Source organism: Alteromonas sp. ABM1_013, from assembly GCF_056160505.1.
Genome location: NZ_JBSWXH010000005.1, coordinates 77,600 through 96,142, shown reverse-complemented (window position 1 = coordinate 96,142; position 18,543 = coordinate 77,600). Strand labels below are relative to the sequence as shown.

The 18,543-nt window shown below is 40.5% G+C and carries 31 protein-coding genes and 1 pseudogene; 5 read left to right on the top strand and 27 right to left on the bottom strand.

Annotated elements, in window-relative coordinates; all coding sequences use genetic code 11:
* Window positions 1-3: 3 nt before the first annotated feature.
* From ACXAGK_RS15180 to ACXAGK_RS15105, 16 genes and pseudogenes are all read right to left on the bottom strand, one after another.
* Entirely contained in the window at window positions 4-372 is a 369-nt protein-coding gene (locus tag ACXAGK_RS15180) for an MmcQ/YjbR family DNA-binding protein (RefSeq protein ID WP_474856861.1), read from the bottom strand.
* Window positions 373-398: 26 nt separating this feature from the next.
* Complete coding sequence (locus tag ACXAGK_RS15175) at window positions 399-554, bottom strand: hypothetical protein (protein ID WP_474856860.1); 156 nt, start codon at window positions 552-554, stop codon at window positions 399-401.
* Between the two features lie 263 nt (window positions 555-817).
* Complete coding sequence (locus ACXAGK_RS15170) at window positions 818-1,132, bottom strand: hypothetical protein (RefSeq protein WP_474856859.1); 315 nt, start codon at window positions 1,130-1,132, stop codon at window positions 818-820.
* A 95-nt stretch (window positions 1,133-1,227) separates the two neighbouring features.
* Window positions 1,228-1,497 (bottom strand): hypothetical protein, encoded by a 270-nt coding sequence (locus tag ACXAGK_RS15165; RefSeq protein ID WP_474856858.1) that lies wholly within the window; start codon window positions 1,495-1,497, stop codon window positions 1,228-1,230.
* 200 nt (window positions 1,498-1,697) lie between these two features.
* Window positions 1,698-2,012 (bottom strand): hypothetical protein, encoded by a 315-nt coding sequence (locus ACXAGK_RS15160; RefSeq protein WP_474856857.1) that lies wholly within the window; start codon window positions 2,010-2,012, stop codon window positions 1,698-1,700.
* Window positions 2,013-2,565: 553 nt separating this feature from the next.
* The gene (locus ACXAGK_RS15155) at window positions 2,566-2,862 is read right to left on the bottom strand and encodes a hypothetical protein (protein ID WP_474856856.1); all 297 of its coding nucleotides are present in this window, start codon (window positions 2,860-2,862) and stop codon (window positions 2,566-2,568) included.
* Between the two features lie 778 nt (window positions 2,863-3,640).
* Window positions 3,641-3,877 carry a hypothetical protein gene (locus ACXAGK_RS15150; protein ID WP_474856855.1) on the bottom strand — a complete coding sequence of 79 codons (237 nt, stop codon included), beginning with the start codon at window positions 3,875-3,877 and terminating at the stop codon, window positions 3,641-3,643.
* 230 nt (window positions 3,878-4,107) lie between these two features.
* Complete coding sequence (locus tag ACXAGK_RS15145; RefSeq protein WP_474856854.1) at window positions 4,108-4,557, bottom strand: hypothetical protein; 450 nt, start codon at window positions 4,555-4,557, stop codon at window positions 4,108-4,110.
* A 3-nt stretch (window positions 4,558-4,560) separates the two neighbouring features.
* Entirely contained in the window at window positions 4,561-4,977 is a 417-nt protein-coding gene (locus ACXAGK_RS15140; RefSeq protein WP_474856853.1) for a hypothetical protein, read from the bottom strand.
* Window positions 4,978-5,004: 27 nt separating this feature from the next.
* Window positions 5,005-5,358, bottom strand: coding sequence for a hypothetical protein (locus tag ACXAGK_RS15135; protein WP_474856852.1), 354 nt, complete (start codon window positions 5,356-5,358; stop codon window positions 5,005-5,007).
* Window positions 5,359-5,478: 120 nt separating this feature from the next.
* The gene (locus ACXAGK_RS15130) at window positions 5,479-5,772 is read right to left on the bottom strand and encodes a HigA family addiction module antitoxin (protein ID WP_474856851.1); all 294 of its coding nucleotides are present in this window, start codon (window positions 5,770-5,772) and stop codon (window positions 5,479-5,481) included.
* Window positions 5,772-5,846 (bottom strand): annotated as a pseudogene (locus ACXAGK_RS15125) (type II toxin-antitoxin system RelE/ParE family toxin); the annotation flags it as partial. The pseudogene ACXAGK_RS15125 and the gene ACXAGK_RS15130, both read right to left, overlap by 1 nt.
* A gap of 49 nt (window positions 5,847-5,895) precedes the next feature.
* Window positions 5,896-6,261, bottom strand: coding sequence for a DUF7674 family protein (locus ACXAGK_RS15120; protein WP_474856850.1), 366 nt, complete (start codon window positions 6,259-6,261; stop codon window positions 5,896-5,898).
* Between the two features lie 72 nt (window positions 6,262-6,333).
* Entirely contained in the window at window positions 6,334-6,600 is a 267-nt protein-coding gene (locus ACXAGK_RS15115) for a DUF2442 domain-containing protein (RefSeq protein ID WP_390609594.1), read from the bottom strand.
* A complete protein-coding gene (locus ACXAGK_RS15110; RefSeq protein ID WP_474856849.1) occupies window positions 6,581-6,817 on the bottom strand; it encodes a DUF4160 domain-containing protein in 237 nt (78 codons plus the stop codon). Before ACXAGK_RS15110 ends, ACXAGK_RS15115 begins: the two co-directional genes overlap by 20 nt.
* Window positions 6,818-6,959: 142 nt before the next feature.
* Window positions 6,960-7,313, bottom strand: a complete 354-nt coding sequence (locus tag ACXAGK_RS15105; protein WP_321825118.1) for a hypothetical protein — start codon at window positions 7,311-7,313, stop codon at window positions 6,960-6,962.
* Between the two features lie 188 nt (window positions 7,314-7,501).
* Between ACXAGK_RS15105 and ACXAGK_RS15100 the strand changes: the two genes are divergently transcribed.
* Complete coding sequence (locus tag ACXAGK_RS15100; RefSeq protein ID WP_013783738.1) at window positions 7,502-7,786, top strand: type II toxin-antitoxin system TacA family antitoxin; 285 nt, start codon at window positions 7,502-7,504, stop codon at window positions 7,784-7,786.
* The gene (locus ACXAGK_RS15095; protein ID WP_474856848.1) at window positions 7,783-8,064 is read left to right on the top strand and encodes a type II toxin-antitoxin system RelE/ParE family toxin; all 282 of its coding nucleotides are present in this window, start codon (window positions 7,783-7,785) and stop codon (window positions 8,062-8,064) included. Before ACXAGK_RS15100 ends, ACXAGK_RS15095 begins: the two co-directional genes overlap by 4 nt.
* A gap of 117 nt (window positions 8,065-8,181) precedes the next feature.
* On the opposite strand, the gene ACXAGK_RS15090 is transcribed toward ACXAGK_RS15095, so the two are convergent.
* From ACXAGK_RS15090 to cysK, 11 genes are all read right to left on the bottom strand, one after another.
* Window positions 8,182-8,409: a hypothetical protein gene (locus ACXAGK_RS15090; RefSeq protein ID WP_474856847.1), complete on the bottom strand. Its 228-nt coding sequence runs from the start codon at window positions 8,407-8,409 to the stop codon at window positions 8,182-8,184.
* 150 nt (window positions 8,410-8,559) lie between these two features.
* Window positions 8,560-9,609: a DUF4062 domain-containing protein gene (locus ACXAGK_RS15085; protein ID WP_474856846.1), complete on the bottom strand. Its 1,050-nt coding sequence runs from the start codon at window positions 9,607-9,609 to the stop codon at window positions 8,560-8,562.
* A gap of 264 nt (window positions 9,610-9,873) precedes the next feature.
* On the bottom strand, window positions 9,874-10,368 hold the full coding sequence (locus tag ACXAGK_RS15080; protein ID WP_474856845.1) for a hypothetical protein: 495 nt from the start codon (window positions 10,366-10,368) through the stop codon (window positions 9,874-9,876).
* A 164-nt stretch (window positions 10,369-10,532) separates the two neighbouring features.
* A complete protein-coding gene (locus ACXAGK_RS15075) occupies window positions 10,533-10,757 on the bottom strand; it encodes a hypothetical protein (protein WP_474806508.1) in 225 nt (74 codons plus the stop codon).
* A 152-nt stretch (window positions 10,758-10,909) separates the two neighbouring features.
* Window positions 10,910-11,179: a hypothetical protein gene (locus ACXAGK_RS15070; protein WP_474856844.1), complete on the bottom strand. Its 270-nt coding sequence runs from the start codon at window positions 11,177-11,179 to the stop codon at window positions 10,910-10,912.
* 135 nt (window positions 11,180-11,314) lie between these two features.
* Window positions 11,315-11,746: a hypothetical protein gene (locus ACXAGK_RS15065; RefSeq protein WP_474806482.1), complete on the bottom strand. Its 432-nt coding sequence runs from the start codon at window positions 11,744-11,746 to the stop codon at window positions 11,315-11,317.
* 131 nt (window positions 11,747-11,877) lie between these two features.
* The gene (locus ACXAGK_RS15060; RefSeq protein WP_474856843.1) at window positions 11,878-12,189 is read right to left on the bottom strand and encodes a hypothetical protein; all 312 of its coding nucleotides are present in this window, start codon (window positions 12,187-12,189) and stop codon (window positions 11,878-11,880) included.
* Between the two features lie 122 nt (window positions 12,190-12,311).
* Window positions 12,312-12,677: a hypothetical protein gene (locus ACXAGK_RS15055; RefSeq protein ID WP_474856842.1), complete on the bottom strand. Its 366-nt coding sequence runs from the start codon at window positions 12,675-12,677 to the stop codon at window positions 12,312-12,314.
* Window positions 12,678-13,178: 501 nt separating this feature from the next.
* Window positions 13,179-13,382, bottom strand: coding sequence for a hypothetical protein (locus ACXAGK_RS15050; RefSeq protein WP_474856841.1), 204 nt, complete (start codon window positions 13,380-13,382; stop codon window positions 13,179-13,181).
* Between the two features lie 235 nt (window positions 13,383-13,617).
* On the bottom strand, window positions 13,618-14,076 hold the full coding sequence (locus tag ACXAGK_RS15045; RefSeq protein WP_118494447.1) for a nuclear transport factor 2 family protein: 459 nt from the start codon (window positions 14,074-14,076) through the stop codon (window positions 13,618-13,620).
* A 230-nt stretch (window positions 14,077-14,306) separates the two neighbouring features.
* Complete coding sequence (gene cysK / locus ACXAGK_RS15040) at window positions 14,307-15,272, bottom strand: cysteine synthase A (RefSeq protein WP_014949690.1); 966 nt, start codon at window positions 15,270-15,272, stop codon at window positions 14,307-14,309.
* Window positions 15,273-15,543: 271 nt separating this feature from the next.
* Here cysK and ACXAGK_RS15035 point away from each other — a divergent pair, with 271 nt between their 5' ends.
* The 3 genes from ACXAGK_RS15035 to ACXAGK_RS15025 all read left to right on the top strand — a co-directional run bounded on the left by ACXAGK_RS15035 (window position 15,544) and on the right by ACXAGK_RS15025 (window position 18,501).
* Window positions 15,544-16,380 (top strand): AAA family ATPase, encoded by an 837-nt coding sequence (locus ACXAGK_RS15035; RefSeq protein ID WP_012518654.1) that lies wholly within the window; start codon window positions 15,544-15,546, stop codon window positions 16,378-16,380.
* Window positions 16,380-17,561: a vWA domain-containing protein gene (locus tag ACXAGK_RS15030; protein ID WP_474856840.1), complete on the top strand. Its 1,182-nt coding sequence runs from the start codon at window positions 16,380-16,382 to the stop codon at window positions 17,559-17,561. The genes ACXAGK_RS15035 and ACXAGK_RS15030 overlap by 1 nt, the downstream gene beginning before the upstream one ends.
* A gap of 139 nt (window positions 17,562-17,700) precedes the next feature.
* Window positions 17,701-18,501, top strand: a complete 801-nt coding sequence (locus ACXAGK_RS15025; RefSeq protein WP_474856839.1) for a nucleotidyltransferase family protein — start codon at window positions 17,701-17,703, stop codon at window positions 18,499-18,501.
* The last annotated feature ends 42 nt before the right edge of the window (window positions 18,502-18,543 follow it).

Here is an 18,543-nt window from a genome sequence, read left to right as displayed (position 1 = left end):
CTTTTATTGAGGTTGATTTAAACCAAGGGCTTTTTGCATTTTCTTGGTTAACCCTAACGATACAAGTTTATATGATGCGCTTAAATAATATTCTAACGCTTCATCTTCATCGCTCTCACAATTGTACTGCTGTATCCATTTCATTCCACGACTAGCAAGATAGGGCGCAGGCCTATAGCCAGGCTTTTCTTCCAGAAAATAATAATTTTGCTCAGACGTTTTAAAGGTAAAAGCAGGGTACCCATCTTTGCCAAAATTCCCTATAGCAAAAACTTTCCCACCTATCTTCCATACATCTGAGTTTCCCCATTGAACAACATGGGTAGTATGGGGTAGCGCTTTGCAAAAGAGATTGAATTCATCGATTGTCATATCATTCTATTTATTGAAGAAGTTAACTAGCGGTTATTGTGCTTCATAATCCACCTTAACCTCTTGTTAGAAACACCCAATACACTAAACGCGATAACAGTTCTGCCCAGAATGCCAAACCATGGTGTGAAAAAAACAACAGCTTTCCATTTAACTTCTACACGAACATCTGATTTCGCCATTTACATACCTTTCACTATAATTAGCTGCTGGGCATTGCATTTTTATTTGATTGCACTTAGAGCGGTTACCACTAGACACTTTATTTCCGGTAATTGTTGAAGAAACCACGTCACCTAGAACCTCCTCAGCAGTCCAGGGCTCAACATCAAGTGCAGTGCACCCAGACAGCAACCCTAATAGTAAAATAGCAGCAAAAACGGTTTGTACTTTTCTCATAATTTGGACTTTTATAAAATCAAGACCTGGACTTCTGTTGTTTGACCTACGACTTAGTGTATTTATATTCAAAAGACACAACCGCAGCACACAATCCGCCGACAATAAAACAAAACAGGGCAGTAGATACTGTGCCTGCACTAAAAAGCCACGCTATACTTCTCGCGCCATCCCAATACGCTGAAAAAATTTGGCTATTTGAATCGCCATACATAGTTCTTGGCCCAAGGAATATACTAGAAACCCAAAGTAAAATAGTCAGCAACGAAAAGATATAGCCAAGAACACTCGTGGCTCTTGCAGCGAAGAGTAGGGTAGGAAGGTTATCCGTTTTAATCTTTGAGTGTGGGTAAAACTTCATGAAAATCCTTTTAAAGCTTTGAAAGATTAGATATATAGTTCTTCTAAACTTGCTTAAACAAACTGTTTATCAAATCACGTACAAATTGAAAAGCATCACGTATAACCTAATAGCTTTGCTGCCAGTAGTGCCAACGATATTACAGCAATAAATATTTGTAAAAAAACTAATTTCGCTTTTGGCTTCTTTTCCGACACCAAAAATTGTTTGATGTTCACCTGAGCGGTCAAAAACAATACTGAGATTAGAAGCATAGACACAGCAACAAATGGCTTGTCTGATTGAAAATAGCCAGCAGCTAAATATATTGGAGCTATTGCAAAGAAAGTGAGAATAATCCTAGCCGGTATTTCATTTTTTATCATAATACTTCCATGTGTTGGTATGAATACTGTGCTTCATCTTAATATTACAACAAAGCAGGCGTTGAGCTTTGTTGCAGCTGCTAAGCCTTAATAGCGTCAATGATGAATAAATAATCCCTGTCATCATTTATATACAGTTTTAACAGCAATTCTTAACGGTGTGTTATACGACAATATCAAACTATAAGTAACCTGAACTTTTATATTTCGCGGTCGTTTGGGCGTGTGAGTGAAGCCTCCCAAGAAACAAGTGCAGCAAATAGAGCAGATAAGATCAATATAACTAAAGCAAAAACAAGAAAAATTAATCCCATTTTGTACGTGTCTGCATGATAAGTTTCTCCTTGGCCTCCAACCGGTATACTTGGAAATGCATAATTATAAATTTCGGAAGCGAAAGCTAAAAGGGCTATACCTATAAAGAAATAACCGACATAAGCTAACAAACGCGCAAAAAATAGAATTATGCCCAAGTTCCTGGGCTTTAAATCAGAGTAAGGTATTAGTTTCATCATAAGTTTCTTCCATTAACTCGCTGTGCGCTATCGATTTCAGTAAACGACTGAGGCAGTGCGGCACTATTATTAAATTCAGTGAAGCCGTTATTCACGAGTCTGTTTTTGCAAATAATGGATGCTAAGCAGACGAGCAGAGTTGTACATCCAGTTAACGCAGATTCCAAAGATGATAAATACAGGCAGTGAAAACGTTGAGAGTGATAATATATTGGCTTGAGATGCGTTTAGCCCGGCTAGCTCTAACAGCAAGCCAGAAAACAAAACCGAGATTATAAAAATTACTACTTTAAAGGAATTATTGTTAGTAACACCCATTATTACTCTCCTTGCGGGTTAAGCTGCGCAGACAATACTTTTCCGCTTTCAGTTCTTATTAAAAGGAATAGAAGAAAGCCGAAAGCACCAATAGAATTAAGCCAAATAAAATGTAAAAGATTAGTATCCCTTTATTGTATATAGCCATTCACAAAAAAACTGCTTTTCGACAGCCTTCACTTTCTAACAGCGCATAAGGTTCTATTAATAGGTTGCTATGCGTCCATTGCTGCCATTAAAAGAAAATAAAATGTAGCAATATCACTGCTCCCATCAAGAGCATATTCAATAATCTAAACCTTTTAAACTGTCTTATTTTTTCATCGGCTACAGTTGAAAAAAAGCCTGTTTTGAGAGATTCATTTAAATTTGCACTTGTAACAGACCATTGAGAAACGCTTAAAGAGTTGCGGGATAATTTTCCCCATTCTTCTGGGTAGGTGAAAGATAAATATTTACACATATCTCTAAATTTTTTTATTTGGAGAAAAATAAGTATAGATATTAGAACTAAGGGGATGAAACTTTCCATGTGATTGTAACCTCCTGTGCGCACGACTCTTAAATAAAGGGCGCATATACTAATTCTTTCTTTAATCAAAGCGAAGCACTAGAACCGCCGCTTTTGTGTCCCTTTGATACCGCGAGCGACGTGTTTTAATTGTTATATCGCAGTTTTGCCAGAGATACCAGAAGCTATAGATTGGTTTATTTTGTATTGAAAGTAGATGACGTGAAAAAAGCTGCTAAGAAATGGGTCTAGCCACAAATAATTGCCTTTTGACGCTTTGTTTATCCTGTTGATTCTATTTCTAACTTTGATAATCCATACAATATGGAAAACTGCGGATATTAGATGAAGAACCTTAGCCGTAACGAGTAGCGCTGCTGGTGCAGGGAACAGAAAATAGTAAGCGAGTCCTAGTAACGAAAGTATGTGAATCGAAATTGCAGTGGATGTAAATGCCTTTGATATGTGGCTTTTTATTGTCGAATTCAGTATTTCAGTTAACTGCCACAGGCGATACACAACGTAAACCCCAAATGAGAAAACGCACAAAGCTAGAACCGTTACTATTGATTTTTCTTCAAACAAACTATTTATTTGTGGCATTTCTTCATCCTTGAATTAATCGTTAAAATATCAGTGTGGTCTGCTGATAGTTTTTCAAGGCTGAGAAAGTTACATAGTTAATTCTTTGTGTTGCACTTCGAGTTGAATTCGCGACGCGACTTGTAAAAATTGCTGGCATATAACAACCTAACGCAAGAAAGCAGTAGGTTGATTAGGTTGTTATTCAAAGAGCCAATTAATTCATAGAAAGAAGGCTACGAGGTTTAAGCTCTAAATTACTTTCTAAGCTTTCTATTTTTAAGAGAAGATCTTGATTAGCTTTGCTTGTTTGTTCAATTTGACTCTGAAGCCTGTCTACTTTGCCATGTAGAGTACTATTTGCTTGATTTTGCTGATACAGGATAAAGGACTGCAAACTTATTACAGATGTGAAAGCAACGGCTGATAAAACTATTTTTGTACGGCTTTTCATAGAACTTCCTTATTTGAATAGAGCTTTTAGGTTACCAATGATTTTCTTATGTTTCACATTTATTCGTATAACTTTCTAATGACGAGGCCACAACGGCTAAACTCTGAAGCAACGCGGAATTGAGCAAAGCTCTAGCTGTCCCGTGCCTAGTTGGTTTTATATAAAGCCAACTGTTAGCCGCCCCGAATTTATGCGTGTCAGCCTGTCGAAGCAGGCCAGCTTAATTGTTGTTAGGCATGTTCGTCCACAACCTTCAGTTGCGATATGTCCATTACTCTTACATGTGTTTGGTAATAGTACTTACCGGTAGGTTTGCCGTCTGATAAAAATGCAATCTCAACCCGCTGTGCTTCACCATTAACTACTATTGCTTTATTTAAAAAATATTCTTGCGGCGGCATTCCATATTTAGCGGTTAATTGTGCAATTACTTTTGGGTGTAAAGCGACGGTTACTGCTCTCTGATCACGATAGTCTTTTTCAGTATTTAAATAGACATATTGCCCTTGGCTACCAGTTGCGACTATTTGAAGAGTGTATTGTCCAGGTACACCTTTAGGCGCTGAATCTGCAGCAGCCTTTATTATTTCCATTGTGTCTGAGAATACAGATGTAGTATGCGAGGTTGTGGAAGTGCAACCAGCAAGTAAAAAGATAAACGCTAAAACAACATTTTTCATAATTTATTTCCTTATATTTATGCCACTGCGTCGCTGCCTTTTATTCGCTAATTGCCAGCCGTAGAAACATGCAGGAAGCATGATAATAGAGCTAAATACTGCTTTGGTGTTTAACTCTAAAATACCGAACAACAAAAATACTGACGAGAATAGTCCGAATACGACACACCAAAACTTTAGCGCCAAAGGAGATATTAAACCACCATATTTTTTAGGTTTATGAAAAAGCAGCCTGTATGAAAGCAACGCAAACCATATGCCTAGAGAGCTTGAAGCTAAAATACCTATTGCTGCGGCAAAAGAAGCTTCACCTTTAACAAAAATAATTAAAACTAATCCAAAGAAGATAAGTGAGATAAATGTCGTCACGATGCCAACTATAATTTCGCTAAAACGTCCTGTATTCGCTTGATAGTCCACCAATTTTTCCTTTAACGTAACACCTTGTTATAACGATTTTTCAATAGGCTTTGAAATTTCTTGTCCACCAAATATAAAAGCTAACATAAACGTTAACTCATCTAATAGCCATAAATTAGCTAATCCCGTTAGAAACATTACGATTATTAAGGCAACACCGGGTATGAAAAATGTGAGAAAACTATTTTTCCTTTGACTTGGGAAAAGAGATAAGTATAAAAAAGCTAAAATAACGCCACAAAAAGCTGATAGCAAATAAGGCATTAAGTTGATAGGCCTCATCTCAACTTCTGAATAAAAGCTACGGGTGAAAAAAAGCGTCAAAGCCATAACAACTGACATTATAGTTGTTGACTTTATATTTTTCGTTGTAAGAAGCATCGTGATGTTCCTTATCGTTATAGCACTAAGCTAAAGGGCGCTTTTCTTTAGAGTATAATGGCGAAGCCGTCCTGCGTGTTAGCGTCCCAGCAAGCGATAGCGAATGACTTTATTTTTTTGTTAGGCGGCATGCAGATCTATTGGCTGCACGTTATCCAAGTTGATGTTCTGTTTGGCCTGCCAAAGTTCGTAATTGTCTTGCATGCTGAGCCAACTTTCAGGGCTGCGCCCCAATACTTGTAATAGTCTTAACGCCATTTCTGGCGTTACTGCACTTTTCCCCTTCACTACACGATTTAATGTTGAAGCGGCAACACCAAGATGGGTAGCAAGGGACCTGCAACTTATACCATGTGGCTCCATGTAAATAGACTCAATAAATTCACCTGGATGCGGTGGGTTATGCATATTCATTAGTGATAATCCTCGTAATTTAAGATGTAAGCATTACCATCCGTGAACTCAAAAGTTACTCACCAATTACCGTCCCAACCCGCGCAGCGGGCGAACTTGATTTTTTGTTAGGTGCGTGCATTTTTAAACCACTACCCTAGGTGGTTTACCATGAGAGTCCAAGTACAATTTTCTGAGATTATCTGGTACGAGAGGCCAGCCACGTTCAACGCCTTCTTTGGTACCTTTCCAGAATAAGTGCTCTGTATAATATATATCTATGTACTCGAGTTCCGCCTTGGTTGCAGTATCTAGTTTCTCGCTCATGTACTGCAACTGTTCTAGCGCTTCTTCTAAGTCGCCTTGGTTTAACAAAATAGTTGTCAAATTTGCGAACTCTTCCATTAGAAATGTAAGCGCCCAACTCTCATGTTTTTCCATAAGAGGAATAACGTGAGGAAACTTAGTGCGGATCTCTTTTAAGAATCGTCTTATTTCTGATTTAGCCATTGATTTCCCAGAAGCACCTAACACCCGCATAAGGGGCGCATGTATGCGTCCCAGCGAACGCAGTGAGTGCGTTTATTGATTTGTTATCTTCTTTCCTTGATTGCCTAAAAGAAGACCATTTACACTTAAGTCCTCATCCAATTGAGGCCAATGAATACCTTCGCCATCACCCAGTATCTCCCAATCTTTAAGTTGATCTTCAGTCGCAGATGAAAGCGATGGAAACCAAGCTAAAGGAACAGAAAGAGAGCGGCCATCAATTAGACTGATAATAAGTGAGTCTGAGTCAAAACTAACTGAGTGAGCAAGAGGGTGATGTTCAACTGCTAAAATAGCCATTCAAAGCCTCCAAAAATGTTTCTTTATTTTCGACCACCAATTGCTCGAGTTTTCTTAACTCTTTCGGTGGAAAACGAGTAGAGCTAGCTAAAGCAACGGGCTTTAACCAAAATTTAGCAAGCATCTTCTCTCGCTGAATATGAATGTGTGCGAGTTCACCGTTTTCATTACTATAAAAGAAGAAACGATAAGGCCCTAACCTTAATACTGTCGGCATATATTAAGATTATCGCAGAAGAGCACATATGCCAATTGGACGATAACTTTTCAATAACGGGCGCAGGCACGTAAGGCATAATGGCGAAGCCGCCCCGCGTAAATGCGTCCGAGCGAACGAAGTGAGTGAGTTTATTGAGTTGTTAGCTACCATAGTCTGAAAAAACTGCATGGCTAAACACGTTTTTTGCTTTACCAATCTCACTATCTAGATGCTTTGGTTGCACCCAAACATCAATGGCATTGTTGCTGTTTTGAAAGAGGCTTAATCGATTCCCGTGAATCTCAATTTTTACAACGCTTTCAATTGGAATAGATTTTTTGTGTGCCAAAATAAACTGAAGTTTAGCTGTTTGATTAATCAGTACCTTGTTTCCATTAACCTCAAAAAGTTCTCTGTTTCGATTCCTGATGTGCAAAATAAAACAATGGGACGCTAATGCAATCAATAGGATTAAAGACAGATTTTGCATTAAAAAAGAGAATAATTCTTCCATGATTTCCTCTGGTAGCTAACACCCTAATAAGGGGCAGTAATACATGGGCTAAAATCGGAGCGAAGCGACAGAGCCCATGTGTTACTGTCCCAGCGAACCCGCGAGCGACTGAGTTAATGCGATTGTTAGTTGCCGTAAATTCAATAGTTGTGCTAACATTTGTGTGCACATTTCATAAGGAGTTTACCATGGATACCCGTATTCAGTTTAGAGTAGATGAAGAAACTAAACGGCTAGCTCAGATAATGGCCGAAAGCCAAGGACGCACTTTAAGTGACGCTTGTAGAGAGCTTACGGAAGAACTCGCTGAACAGCAACGAAAAATAATTACTCATGATCAGTGGCTTACTGAAGAGGTTAATGCTGCGTTCAGTAAATTAGAGAGTGGGCAAAGCAAGTTTGTCAGTCATGAAGAAGCGAACTTGGACATGGAAGCTCGAAAAATGAAAATTAGGAATAAAGCCAAAAAATGATCTTATGGGAAAAAAGTTCGTTGGACGATCGTGAGGCTATTTTCGAGTTTTTATACGAATTTAACCCATTAGCAGCAGAAAAAACTGATGCAATAATTGAGAAGAAAGTTGAAAACTTGAACCAGCAACCTCGTATGGGAGTGGAGAGAGAGGGTATACCGGGAAGACTGTTAATAATTCCAGAGGTTTCAATGATTGTTTCATATTTCATAAAAGACGACACTATTCACATTCTTCGAGTTTTACACCAAAAGCAAAAATTTCCTGTAGGCAACTAACACCCGCATAACGGGCAAAAATACGTAGGCTATAATACCGAGCGAAGCGAGGGAAGCCTACGTGTTTTTGTCCCAAGGAGCGCCAGCGACTGAGTTAATGCGCTTGTTATATTTACATTACTCTAATACTTGGCTTAAGTACGGTTCTATATTTCCGCTTTCATCATTAGCTGATTTAACCTCCAGAATGAAGATAGAAAGAGCAAACCAACCGATAGCAAAACCATAGTTGAATACCCAAAATAGAATTAAAGCGGGAATACCGCACCAAATTAAAATTGTCAGTATTCGACTTTTCACATTCAACGGTGCGTCTTGTCGATAGAGCTTTACAGCATTATTCACAATCTCAACTTTCTTACTGTGCTTGAGATTCTTTAATCTTTTGTCTTCATATAGCTTAAAATGGAACACTGAACCTCCTTGTAAATATAACGCCGTGCTTTGCGGCAAATTTGGAGCGCAGCGGAGAATTTGTTCGACAACAGCACCTTTTTAGTGGTCCTCTTTTCGTATGGCACGGAGTCTATTCATAACTGATTGGCCATAAGGAGTAAGTGTCCAATATGTACCTCTATCTTTAACGCTTCTATTTTTTACGTTTTGTGCAATTAACCCTAGGGCATTAAATTGGACAATAGAGGTTTCAAAATCTGACTTTTCGTACTCGATTGATCTGATGTAGCCATAGCCCTCAAAGCTCTTTGCATCTGGAACAACTTCATTTATACGCCTGCGAACAAACTCCCCAAATCTAGAAGCCAGTTGAATATTACTTGCTTCATGCATCATTAACGGAGACACCTCATAGAATATTTCATTCCATGTTGCCTCAATTTCCCAGTCCCATGAGTAGCTCTCATAGTTATCAAGCTTCTTGGATTCAAATTTACAATTAATGGTGAATGTATCGTCTCCTTGCGATAGTTTTTCTGTCCCTTTTGGAGCCTCGGTTTGGGCAGATGCCATTTCCGTTTCTAGCTCCTCTATTCTTCGGCGTAGCCGAAGAATTTCTGTGCTAGCCTCTGAACTAGCAACTTGATCACCACGAACCCAACCAATTCCGGGGTGCTTCTTTTGCAGCATGATTAGGCTACGACTAACAACAGAGCCAAGTTCTGAGGGAGTGTTCCAATACTTACATACTTTTTGCTGTGACAACTCTCTAAATTCTTTTAGCTTAGTTTTTCCTTCCTCAGTTTGCTCGGTATATTTGGCGGGAATTGAATCAGGATCTTTATGCAGAAATGCAATGACGGGCTTTTCAGTTTCGATTGCATAGCGGTATTCCATTTCCGTATAGCTTATTCCTCCAGGTCCTAAACTTCCGTAACGACCGCCGATTACAACAATATAATAATCACATTCGTCGATTACGCCCTTTATCAAGGACCACTGATCTTCGTCAGCGGCTGGAAACAACTCCATTCCTGCAGGAATGCAATCTAGTTCTAAAAGTGCATTCATAATTTCCTGTCTTTCAGGTATCAGGTCAACATAAGTTGAGCTAACAAATACTTGATATTTTTTATTTATATTGCTCATTGATTCTCTCTTGACCACTAACTTTTAAATAAGGGGCGCAGACGTGTGGGCTAAAATCCGAACGAAGTGAGCAGCCCACATGTTTGCGTCCCAGCCCGCGCAGCGGGCGTGCTTAATTTTTTTGTTAGCCTTTACCTAACCTTTCTTTTCAGATGGTTGCGGAGGCTTAACTTTTGGCATTGGAGTCTCAGTTGACGATGGAGGTAAACCTCTATTTTTTTTAATATCGCGACCTTGGCTTTTGTTTTCTTTCATGATGATTCCTCAACCATAGAAATTTTTAAAATACTGCCCGGCTTGATCTTTAGCCTTAACCAATAGTGAATCGATTATAGGTAGAGGATCAGCCCCTAAGTGTTTATTAATTATTTGACGCCTTTTCTCTTTGTAATTCATGTGCAGCTTATGAATTTCATTGTTTGACAATTGCCCTTCAGCAATTCCAAACCAATCGCTTTCCATTGCTAAGAAAAGAGCTTCCATATCGCTGGTTATACCCTGTAGTGCCTTTAATCTTTTTGCGTAAGGTAGGTAACTTTTTATGGCTGAAATTACTTGAGAAATTGCAATTAGTGCAGCCCACATGAAAGAAAATTGAGACCAAATAGCCCAGCCAGCGATACTAGAGCTACTGGTAATGGCTAAGTACATATTGATGCTTCTATCTTTACTAATATTCTTTTCTTGGTAAAGCTCTAGATAAATTACATGGATCTTTAATTGGTCTAGCTCTCTCCAATATTTTTCTTGATACTGCATCCATACTCCAATTAAGGGCTAACTTTTAAATAAGGGGCGCAGGCATGTGGGGCATAATGGCGAAGCCGCCCCGCGTGTATGCGTCCCAGCGAACGTAGTGAGTGTGTTGATTGGGTTGTTAGGTTTGACCCAATAAAACCTCATTCTTGCAAAGCCGCTGTCACCTATTCTTTCGATATATCGACGGACTCATTGTACTTACGTTTTAGATATTTAACGCTAGCATTTAGTTCTTTGAGCTCCTTACCATACTCAACCCCCATGTCCCTGATATTTTTTACTCTCTTAGATATCAGAAAGACAAAAATGGGCACAGCAATCCAAAGCAAAATGAGTATCAAATAAAATAGCGCACCGATCGCGCCAACACCTGCAAATATAGAATCCATTTAATTTTTCCTCCTTAAAACCTAACACCCCACTAAGGGGCGATAACACATGGGCTAAAATTAGGAACGAAGTGACGCAGCCCATGTGTTAGCGTCCCAGCGAGCGAAGCGAGAGCCTTGAGTGGTTTGTTAGGTGCGTGCCTATTACGACCTCAAGGTTGCTCATACATTTTGATAGGCATGCCATTTTCGTTTCTCACTACTCTTTTGGGTTTATTTCTTTCTAATTCAGCCTTCCACTCAGGTCTTACTACCAAATAGTAGTAAACAATAAACCCTAACCATGATAGGAAAAACGCCATTAAAAACCAGATGACCTTGTTATTACCCGAGGCTTTCTTAGATAGCAATGCAAGAACCCATGGTAGGGCAGTTAAAACGAAAATGAATAAGAGAGATATAAAAAAAATTGCAACCTTCATAAAGCATCCTTTCTTTCTGATTATTCAATAAAGCACCTAACACCCACATAAGGGGCAGTAACGCGGGGGCTAAAATCCGAGCGAAGCGACAGAGCCCACGTGTTACTGTCCCAGCGAAGCGACTTAATGTGTTTGTTATAATTTTCTATTATAGACTTCCTCTGCGCCCTTTGGAGCGGGCAATAGAAGTTTCCCCTCTCTGATACAGAATGTATTTTGTTGTATATCCAGAGGTATTCTTGTGTCTTCAAATTGAAGGACAAAGCAGCCTTCATCATCCGGTGGAGTTATTAGCGAGAAATGAGTTCTTATGGGGTTTCCTCTACTTGGATAAACAGAATATAGGCCGTCAGATATTACTATTTCCTGATTTTTTAATATCTTTGAGAATTTATGAACTTCTTCTTCACTCATTTCTGAATTTTCAAAGCTTTCAATTGTTTCTGCCTTACTGAAAATCCAGTGTCCAATAAATTCATACTCTGTACTCTTGATAGTCTTCCCAATCGTATAGCTGCTATATAAAATTAGGCTAACCGAGATAACTGTAAGAAACGTCCTTTTCATTAAAATCACCCCTAAATTATAACTTTCCAATAACGGGCGCAGGCATGTGGGGCATAATGGCGAAGCCGCCCCGCATGTATGCGTCCCAGCGAACGAAGTGAGTGTGTTGATTGGGTTGTTATGTGCAACCATTAATAACCTTGTTCTTTTGCAAGTTTTATTTCTAGTATCACTCTTTGGAGAAGGAGTTTCCCAAATTTCTCTGTCAAGTAGCTAGTAAAACCTGTCATTTCATGCTCAACGTGCTCCGCCACTTCGCTCGGTATTTGAAGTGATAGATTATAATTAAACTGATAATCATCAAACGCATCTTTCATGCGTGATATAACTATATCGGTCATCTCTAATGATGCTTCGCTTTCCGCTAATATATTCTTAAGAGTTTTTTCAAAGCTGTTCCACTCTTGAACTGCTTTGGTTGGAAAATTGACTATGTTATTCATGTTCATCCTTGCACATAACTTTTCAATAACGGGCGCAGGCACGTGGGGCATAATGGCGAAGCCGCCCCACTTGTATGCGTCCCAGCGAACGCAGTGAGCGAGTTAATTGAGTTGTTATGTTTCTAATACTCCTCACCCTCATCCCCTACAAGTCTGGCTCCAAGTAATTTAGCTAACTTTTTCGCTTTCCCTATTTGGGCCTTGTCACTACCTAAAGTAATGCTGCCATTTGAGAATGTGAAATAATATTTTCTGCGTAAAATTGGACTAGTCCAAACGCAACCATTTGGAGTTTGGATTTCAATGGTTTCACCCGTTTCCGGATTCATTGCTTTAGCAACATGCTGCACAGTTAATGACGAATCGCTTTCGCAAATCGCCAACCATTCACTTACAGAAATCTGGTTATCACGCTCAATATGCAAACTATAAGAAGCCATAATATTCCAGCTTATTAATAATAAAATCCCAACTAAAATTTTACGCATAGTTTTCGAGAAACATAACGCTAAGCTTTGGGGCGTTAGCACGTGGGCTAAAATCCGAACGAAGTGAGTCAGCCCACGTGTTAGCGTCCCAGCGACCGGAGGGAGTGCCAACAGCGTTTTGTTAGGCGTACAAAGGAACGTACGCAGCTTTGCTGCCACCACTAGCCAAATAGACCGCGTGTTTAAATTATTGAATTTAAGATAAAACAACCCTGTGCGAAATACCAGATGTTAAGGACATTGCTGGATAAAAGAGCGAGTTTAGAAGACTGATGATGTTGAATGTTGGTATTTCGGTGTTGATAAAAAGCGCGTTGCTAAAGCCGGCGAAACTACCGAAAAAGCAAGCTGTAAAGACAACCTAGCGAAACAACCTTGATGCTTTAATGTCACGGTTAAACCCACTTTTTTACGTCCGTTCTTAAGCGCCTTGTTAGGCACGTGTGAATCGAAGAGCTCTTTTATTAATTTCACTTTATTAACTGATTGGCTCTCAAAGAGCTAATCAGCAATAGAATTGCCATCCCACTTATGATCTGGATCTGGAACAAAAGTAAGTCCGGCTCCGCGTTGATTTGACATAGAGACTAGCCACCCTCCGCTAATTTTGGTTCGATATGTATATTGGCTGCTACCGTCATTATTTTTGAGTGCTTGCCAGCTCAACGTTGGTGAGTCAGCTGAACCACTTGAAAAAAGGCCCATAAAATCTCCTTTATAAAAAAAGTGCCTAACAATTTAGTGTACGGAAAAAATCCTTTATGCAGGGTGGAATAAATCCGTATATCAGTTTTGTGTTGTTTTAAGTTATCACCTTAAAACAACACATTAAACCAAAAATAAATGTATCCGAGCTCAAAAGCCGGAAAACATCCTTTTTATTTTTACTTATCGTAAAATTGGCAAGGGCTGTATATAAAAACAGTGCCTGCTTTACTTGTTATAAGTAGGCATCGGGGTGAATTTTGTTTACCTTCCATTCACCATCTTCTTTAATCAAATCAAGGCTTCGAAGGTCTTCTACCTTGTCGCCATTGTAGTTCCCGCTTAAAAACACCGTAATGGTCGACTTTTCTGAAAATTCGTTTCTGCCAATCTTACCTGCACTTTGCGGGGTTACGGTCACAGTGTCGTACTTTAAATTAAGCAGATGTCGTTGAACGTTACTATTGGTGTGGTATCGCGTTAGTATGCGCGACATTTTTTCACTGGATAGACGTATTGCTGTATCAAGATTATCGTCTTCGTAAACACTTTTTAGGAACATAACTGTGGTGTATTCAGGTGTGCTTTCGTCAAGCATGCCATACCGCCCAATTCCTTCTTTTTTCTCACCACAAGCCGATAAAATCAAAACTGTAAAAAGCCCTAATAGGGCGTACCACATACGCGTTTTCATTTGGGTTACCTTAATATAAAGAGGTCCGTTTCTTATTGATAGTTTCATATCTTAACTAAGTCAATGTAACGACTGCCAAGAAGTTTGCTAAGCGGATTATTCACAAAAAACTGTATAAAAGCAAAGTGACGATAGGGTTTTACAAATTGTTGTTATAAAGAGGTTTTCTTTGAAGCATAAAAAAACGAGGCACCGGGCCTCGTTTTAGCATTATTGAAATTGAAAGGCAGTTATTGCACTTCTTCTTGCTCGTCAAACGCACCAGCAAATAGAGGGCTACTAAGGTAACGTTCTGTACCACTTGCTAGCAGTACCACAACCACTTTGTCTTTATTTTCTGGGCGTTCAGCAAAACGCTTAGCGGCAACAACAGCTGCACCAGAAGAAATACCCGCAAGAATACCCTCGTCGGTCATTAGCTTGCGCGCCATGTCCATACATTCTTCGTTGGTAACTTGCTCAACTTCGTCAATTAGGTCTAAGTCCAGGTTACCTGGAATGAAACCTGCTCCAATACCCTGAATCTTGTGTGGGCCAGGGGTTAGTTCTTCACCCGCAAGCGCTTGGGTAATTACTGGTGAGTCTGTTGGCTCAACAGCAATTGAAGTGATCGCTTTACCCTTTGTGTTCTTAAGGTAGCGGCTTACACCCGTTATAGTACCACCCGTACCTACACCTGCTACGAATGCATCAACTTTACCGTCGGTATCTTCCCAAATCTCTGGGCCCGTCGTTTTTTCGTGAATAGCTGGGTTAGCAGGGTTGTCGAATTGTTGAAGCAATACGTATTTGTCTGGATCTGATGCCACAATTTCTTGTGCAGCGGCAACGGCACCTTTCATGCCCTTAGGCGCTTCGGTAAGTACAAGGTTTGCGCCCAATGCTTTTAGAAGCTTACGACGCTCAAGACTCATGCTGCTGGGCATGGTTAGCGTTAGCTTGTAACCGCGAGAAGCCGCAACAAACGCTAAGGCGATACCAGTGTTACCACTGGTAGGCTCTACAATTTCTTTACCTTCGGTAAGGACGCCGCGCTTTTCAGCATCCCAAATCATGTTAGCGCCAATACGGCACTTAACGCTGAAACTTGGGTTACGCGATTCAATTTTTGCGTATACATTACCTGATGTTACGCGGTTTAGCTTAACTAGTGGCGTGCGGCCAATAGATAGGGAATTGTCGTCAAATACGTTCATTATAAATCCTTACCTCGTTCCTTATTTTATAGGAAACCCCGTCTGTCGTGATCTGTACGACCTTTTTAGTAGTTAATAATTCAACGCGTGTGATAGTTAATAATTCACACCCTGAATTAGGGGATTTCGTCATACCCCTATATCATTGGTCCCAATCAGTAAAATGCAAAGTGCTTTTTAGCTATATGTTATATCTATGGGCAATCGTGAGAAGGTCTTGATATTATAGTTAAAATTGCAAAGACGAAAAATTATACGGAGTACAACAATAATGGCTTTCAGTGGCACGTCTAATTATATTGCAACCAAAGACTTACAGCTGGCGGTTAACGCTGCCATCACGCTAGAGCGTCCGCTTCTAATTAAGGGCGAGCCAGGCACAGGTAAAACTATGCTTGCTGAAGAGTTGGCAGAGAGTTTAGGCACCGAATTAATTCAGTGGCACATTAAATCAACCACCAAAGCGCAACAGGGTTTGTACGAATATGATGCAGTATCACGGCTTCGCGACTCTCAACTTGGCGACGATCGCGTTCACGATATAAGCAACTACATAGTAAAAGGTAAGTTGTGGGAAGCATTTAGCGCAGAAAAACGGCCAGTGCTGTTGATTGACGAAATCGACAAAGCAGACATTGAGTTCCCCAACGACCTGCTGCTAGAACTCGATAAGATGGAGTTCTTCGTATACGAAACACAAGAACGCGTAGTAGCAAAGCAGCGTCCTATTGTTATTATTACGTCTAACAACGAAAAAGAACTACCTGATGCTTTCTTGCGCCGCTGCTTCTTCCACTACATTCAGTTCCCGAACCCAGATGAAATGCAAGAAATCGTCAATGTGCATTTTCCTGATCTAAAGAAAAAGCTGCTTGATGAAGCGCTGAAAGCATTCTTTGAAATTCGCGATGTTCCAGGGCTTAAGAAAAAGCCTTCTACGTCTGAACTTATCGACTGGCTTAAGCTTTTAGTTGCTGAAGATATTCCACCTGAGGCGCTGCATTCAAAAGACGGTAAAGCAGCGATACCGCCGTTATACGGCGCATTGCTTAAAAATGAGCAAGACATTCATTTGTTTGAAAAACTGGTCTTTATGGCGCGTCGCTAATGCTTATTCAGTTTTTTTATACGCTGCGAAAATATCAGGTCAAAACTACGCTACGCGAGTTACTGGATTTACTTAAAGCGTTAGAGCATCACGTGGTATATGCCGACATCGAAGCTTTCTACAGCTTGTCTCGTACTATTATGGTGAAAGACGAAACCCAGTACGATAAGTTCGATAGGGCGTTTGCTGAGTATTTCGAAGGGGTAGAGTCTATCGACTTGTTCGGTAAAGACATTCCTGAAGAGTGGCTTCGTAAGGAAATTGAGAAAAACTTAAGCCCTGAAGAGCGCGAGGCACTGCGTAAAGCGGGCGGCCTCGACGAACTGATGGAAACTTTGAAGAAGCGCTTAGAAGAACAAGAAAAGCGCCACCAGGGTGGAAATAAATGGGTTGGCACGGGCGGCACCTCGCCCTTTGGCGCTTATGGCGACAACCCAGAAGGCGTGCGAATAGGGCAAAAAGGGAATAGAAAGTTCTCAGCGGCTAAAGTGTGGGATAAGCGTGAGTTCAAAAACTTAAGTTCAGATGTTGAGCTGGGTACGCGTAACATTAAGGTGGCGCTAAGGAAGCTGCGCAAGTTTGCTCGTACGGGTGCCAGCGAGCACCTAGATGTGCCAACAACGATAGGCGAAACCGCAAAGAAAGGTGGTTTGCTTGATATTCATATGGCGCCTGAGCGCCATAACGCAGTAAAGGTGTTGATGTTTTTTGATGTGGGAGGCTCTATGGACCCTCACGTTAAGAGCACCCAAGAGCTTTTTTCAGCAGTGCAGACCGAGTTTAAGTACCTTGAGTACTTTTACTTTCACAACTGCGTGTATGAAGAAGTGTGGAAAGATAACCTTCGCCGCAATAAAGAGCGCATTCCTATTTGGGATATCATTCACCGCTACGGGAAAGACTATAAAGTTATTTTTGTAGGTGATGCAACCATGGGGCCGTATGAAATTACCTACCCAGGGGGCAGTGTAGAGCATTGGAATGAAGAGCCAGGTAGTGTATGGATGCAGCGTTTGCTGAACCACTTTAACAATGCTGTGTGGCTTAATCCGCAAGCTGAGAATTATTGGCCGTATTATTCGTCTATTAAAATTATCCGCGAAATAATGAAAGACAGAATGTACGGGCTTACTCTTGAAGGGTTAACGGAAGCGATAAAAGGGCTTAGTAGAAGCCGTTGAGTCATTTAAGGGAAAAAGGCTTTTTTGCACACGCGAATACAGCGCTGGCTCTTGCTTTGCTAACTACAAACGGGTCAGATTGCGACGTTAATGATTTTGCGTTTGTCTTGATAAATCGCGTTGACTAAAAGGTGTTACATTGAGTTCGGATGTTTATCGCTTAGCTTTCGTTTTACTTGCTGGCGGGCAAAGTTCCCGCTATAACGGCAACAAACTCTTATCAGAGCATCCGATTACAAAATTGCCGCTTGTTCAGCACAGTGCTAACGAAGTTATTCACGCTCGCGATAAAATAGTGTCGATCAGCAAACATCCAGTTACGGTTGTTACAGGCAAATGGCACGACAGCGTGAGTTCGCAGTTAGCTGAAGCTTTTTCTGGTCTACCTGTATCGCATATTGAGGTGATAAACAATAAGCAGTGGGAAGAGGGGATAGCGTCAAGCATTCGCAGCGGGCTTTCACATTTACTACGCCCGGCATTACAACGTAAAACGTCGCTTTCACCAGCTTCGCTTCCAAAACCACCTCTACAAACATCGTCGTTACCTGAAGGAGCATCTTCTAGCACCAATCCTTCACATGTGCTTGTTACCCTTGCTGACTTGCCAAGTCTTAACACACAGGATCTTATCCGCCTTATTGATGCTTCTAAAGCTTACCCAAACCACATAGTGTGTAGCGAGTGGCAGAAGCATGGGCAGAGGGATGGGCAGAAAGACGACCAGAAGGATGGAAAGCCTAATAGTCGCTTAACAGTGCCTGCCATTTTCCCAGAGGCAATGTTTAGCGAATTATTAGCGCTACAGGGAGATACTGGCGCTAAGCCAATTATTAAAAAGTATGTGAAGTTAGGGAAAGTAACGGCTGTGTCTATACCCAATGCACAAATTGATATAGACACCCCGCAAGATTGGAAAAAACTTAAACAGCGAAATTAGCCCTTTTTCTACCGCGTTTTAGGCAGTCTTCGCTAACAATTC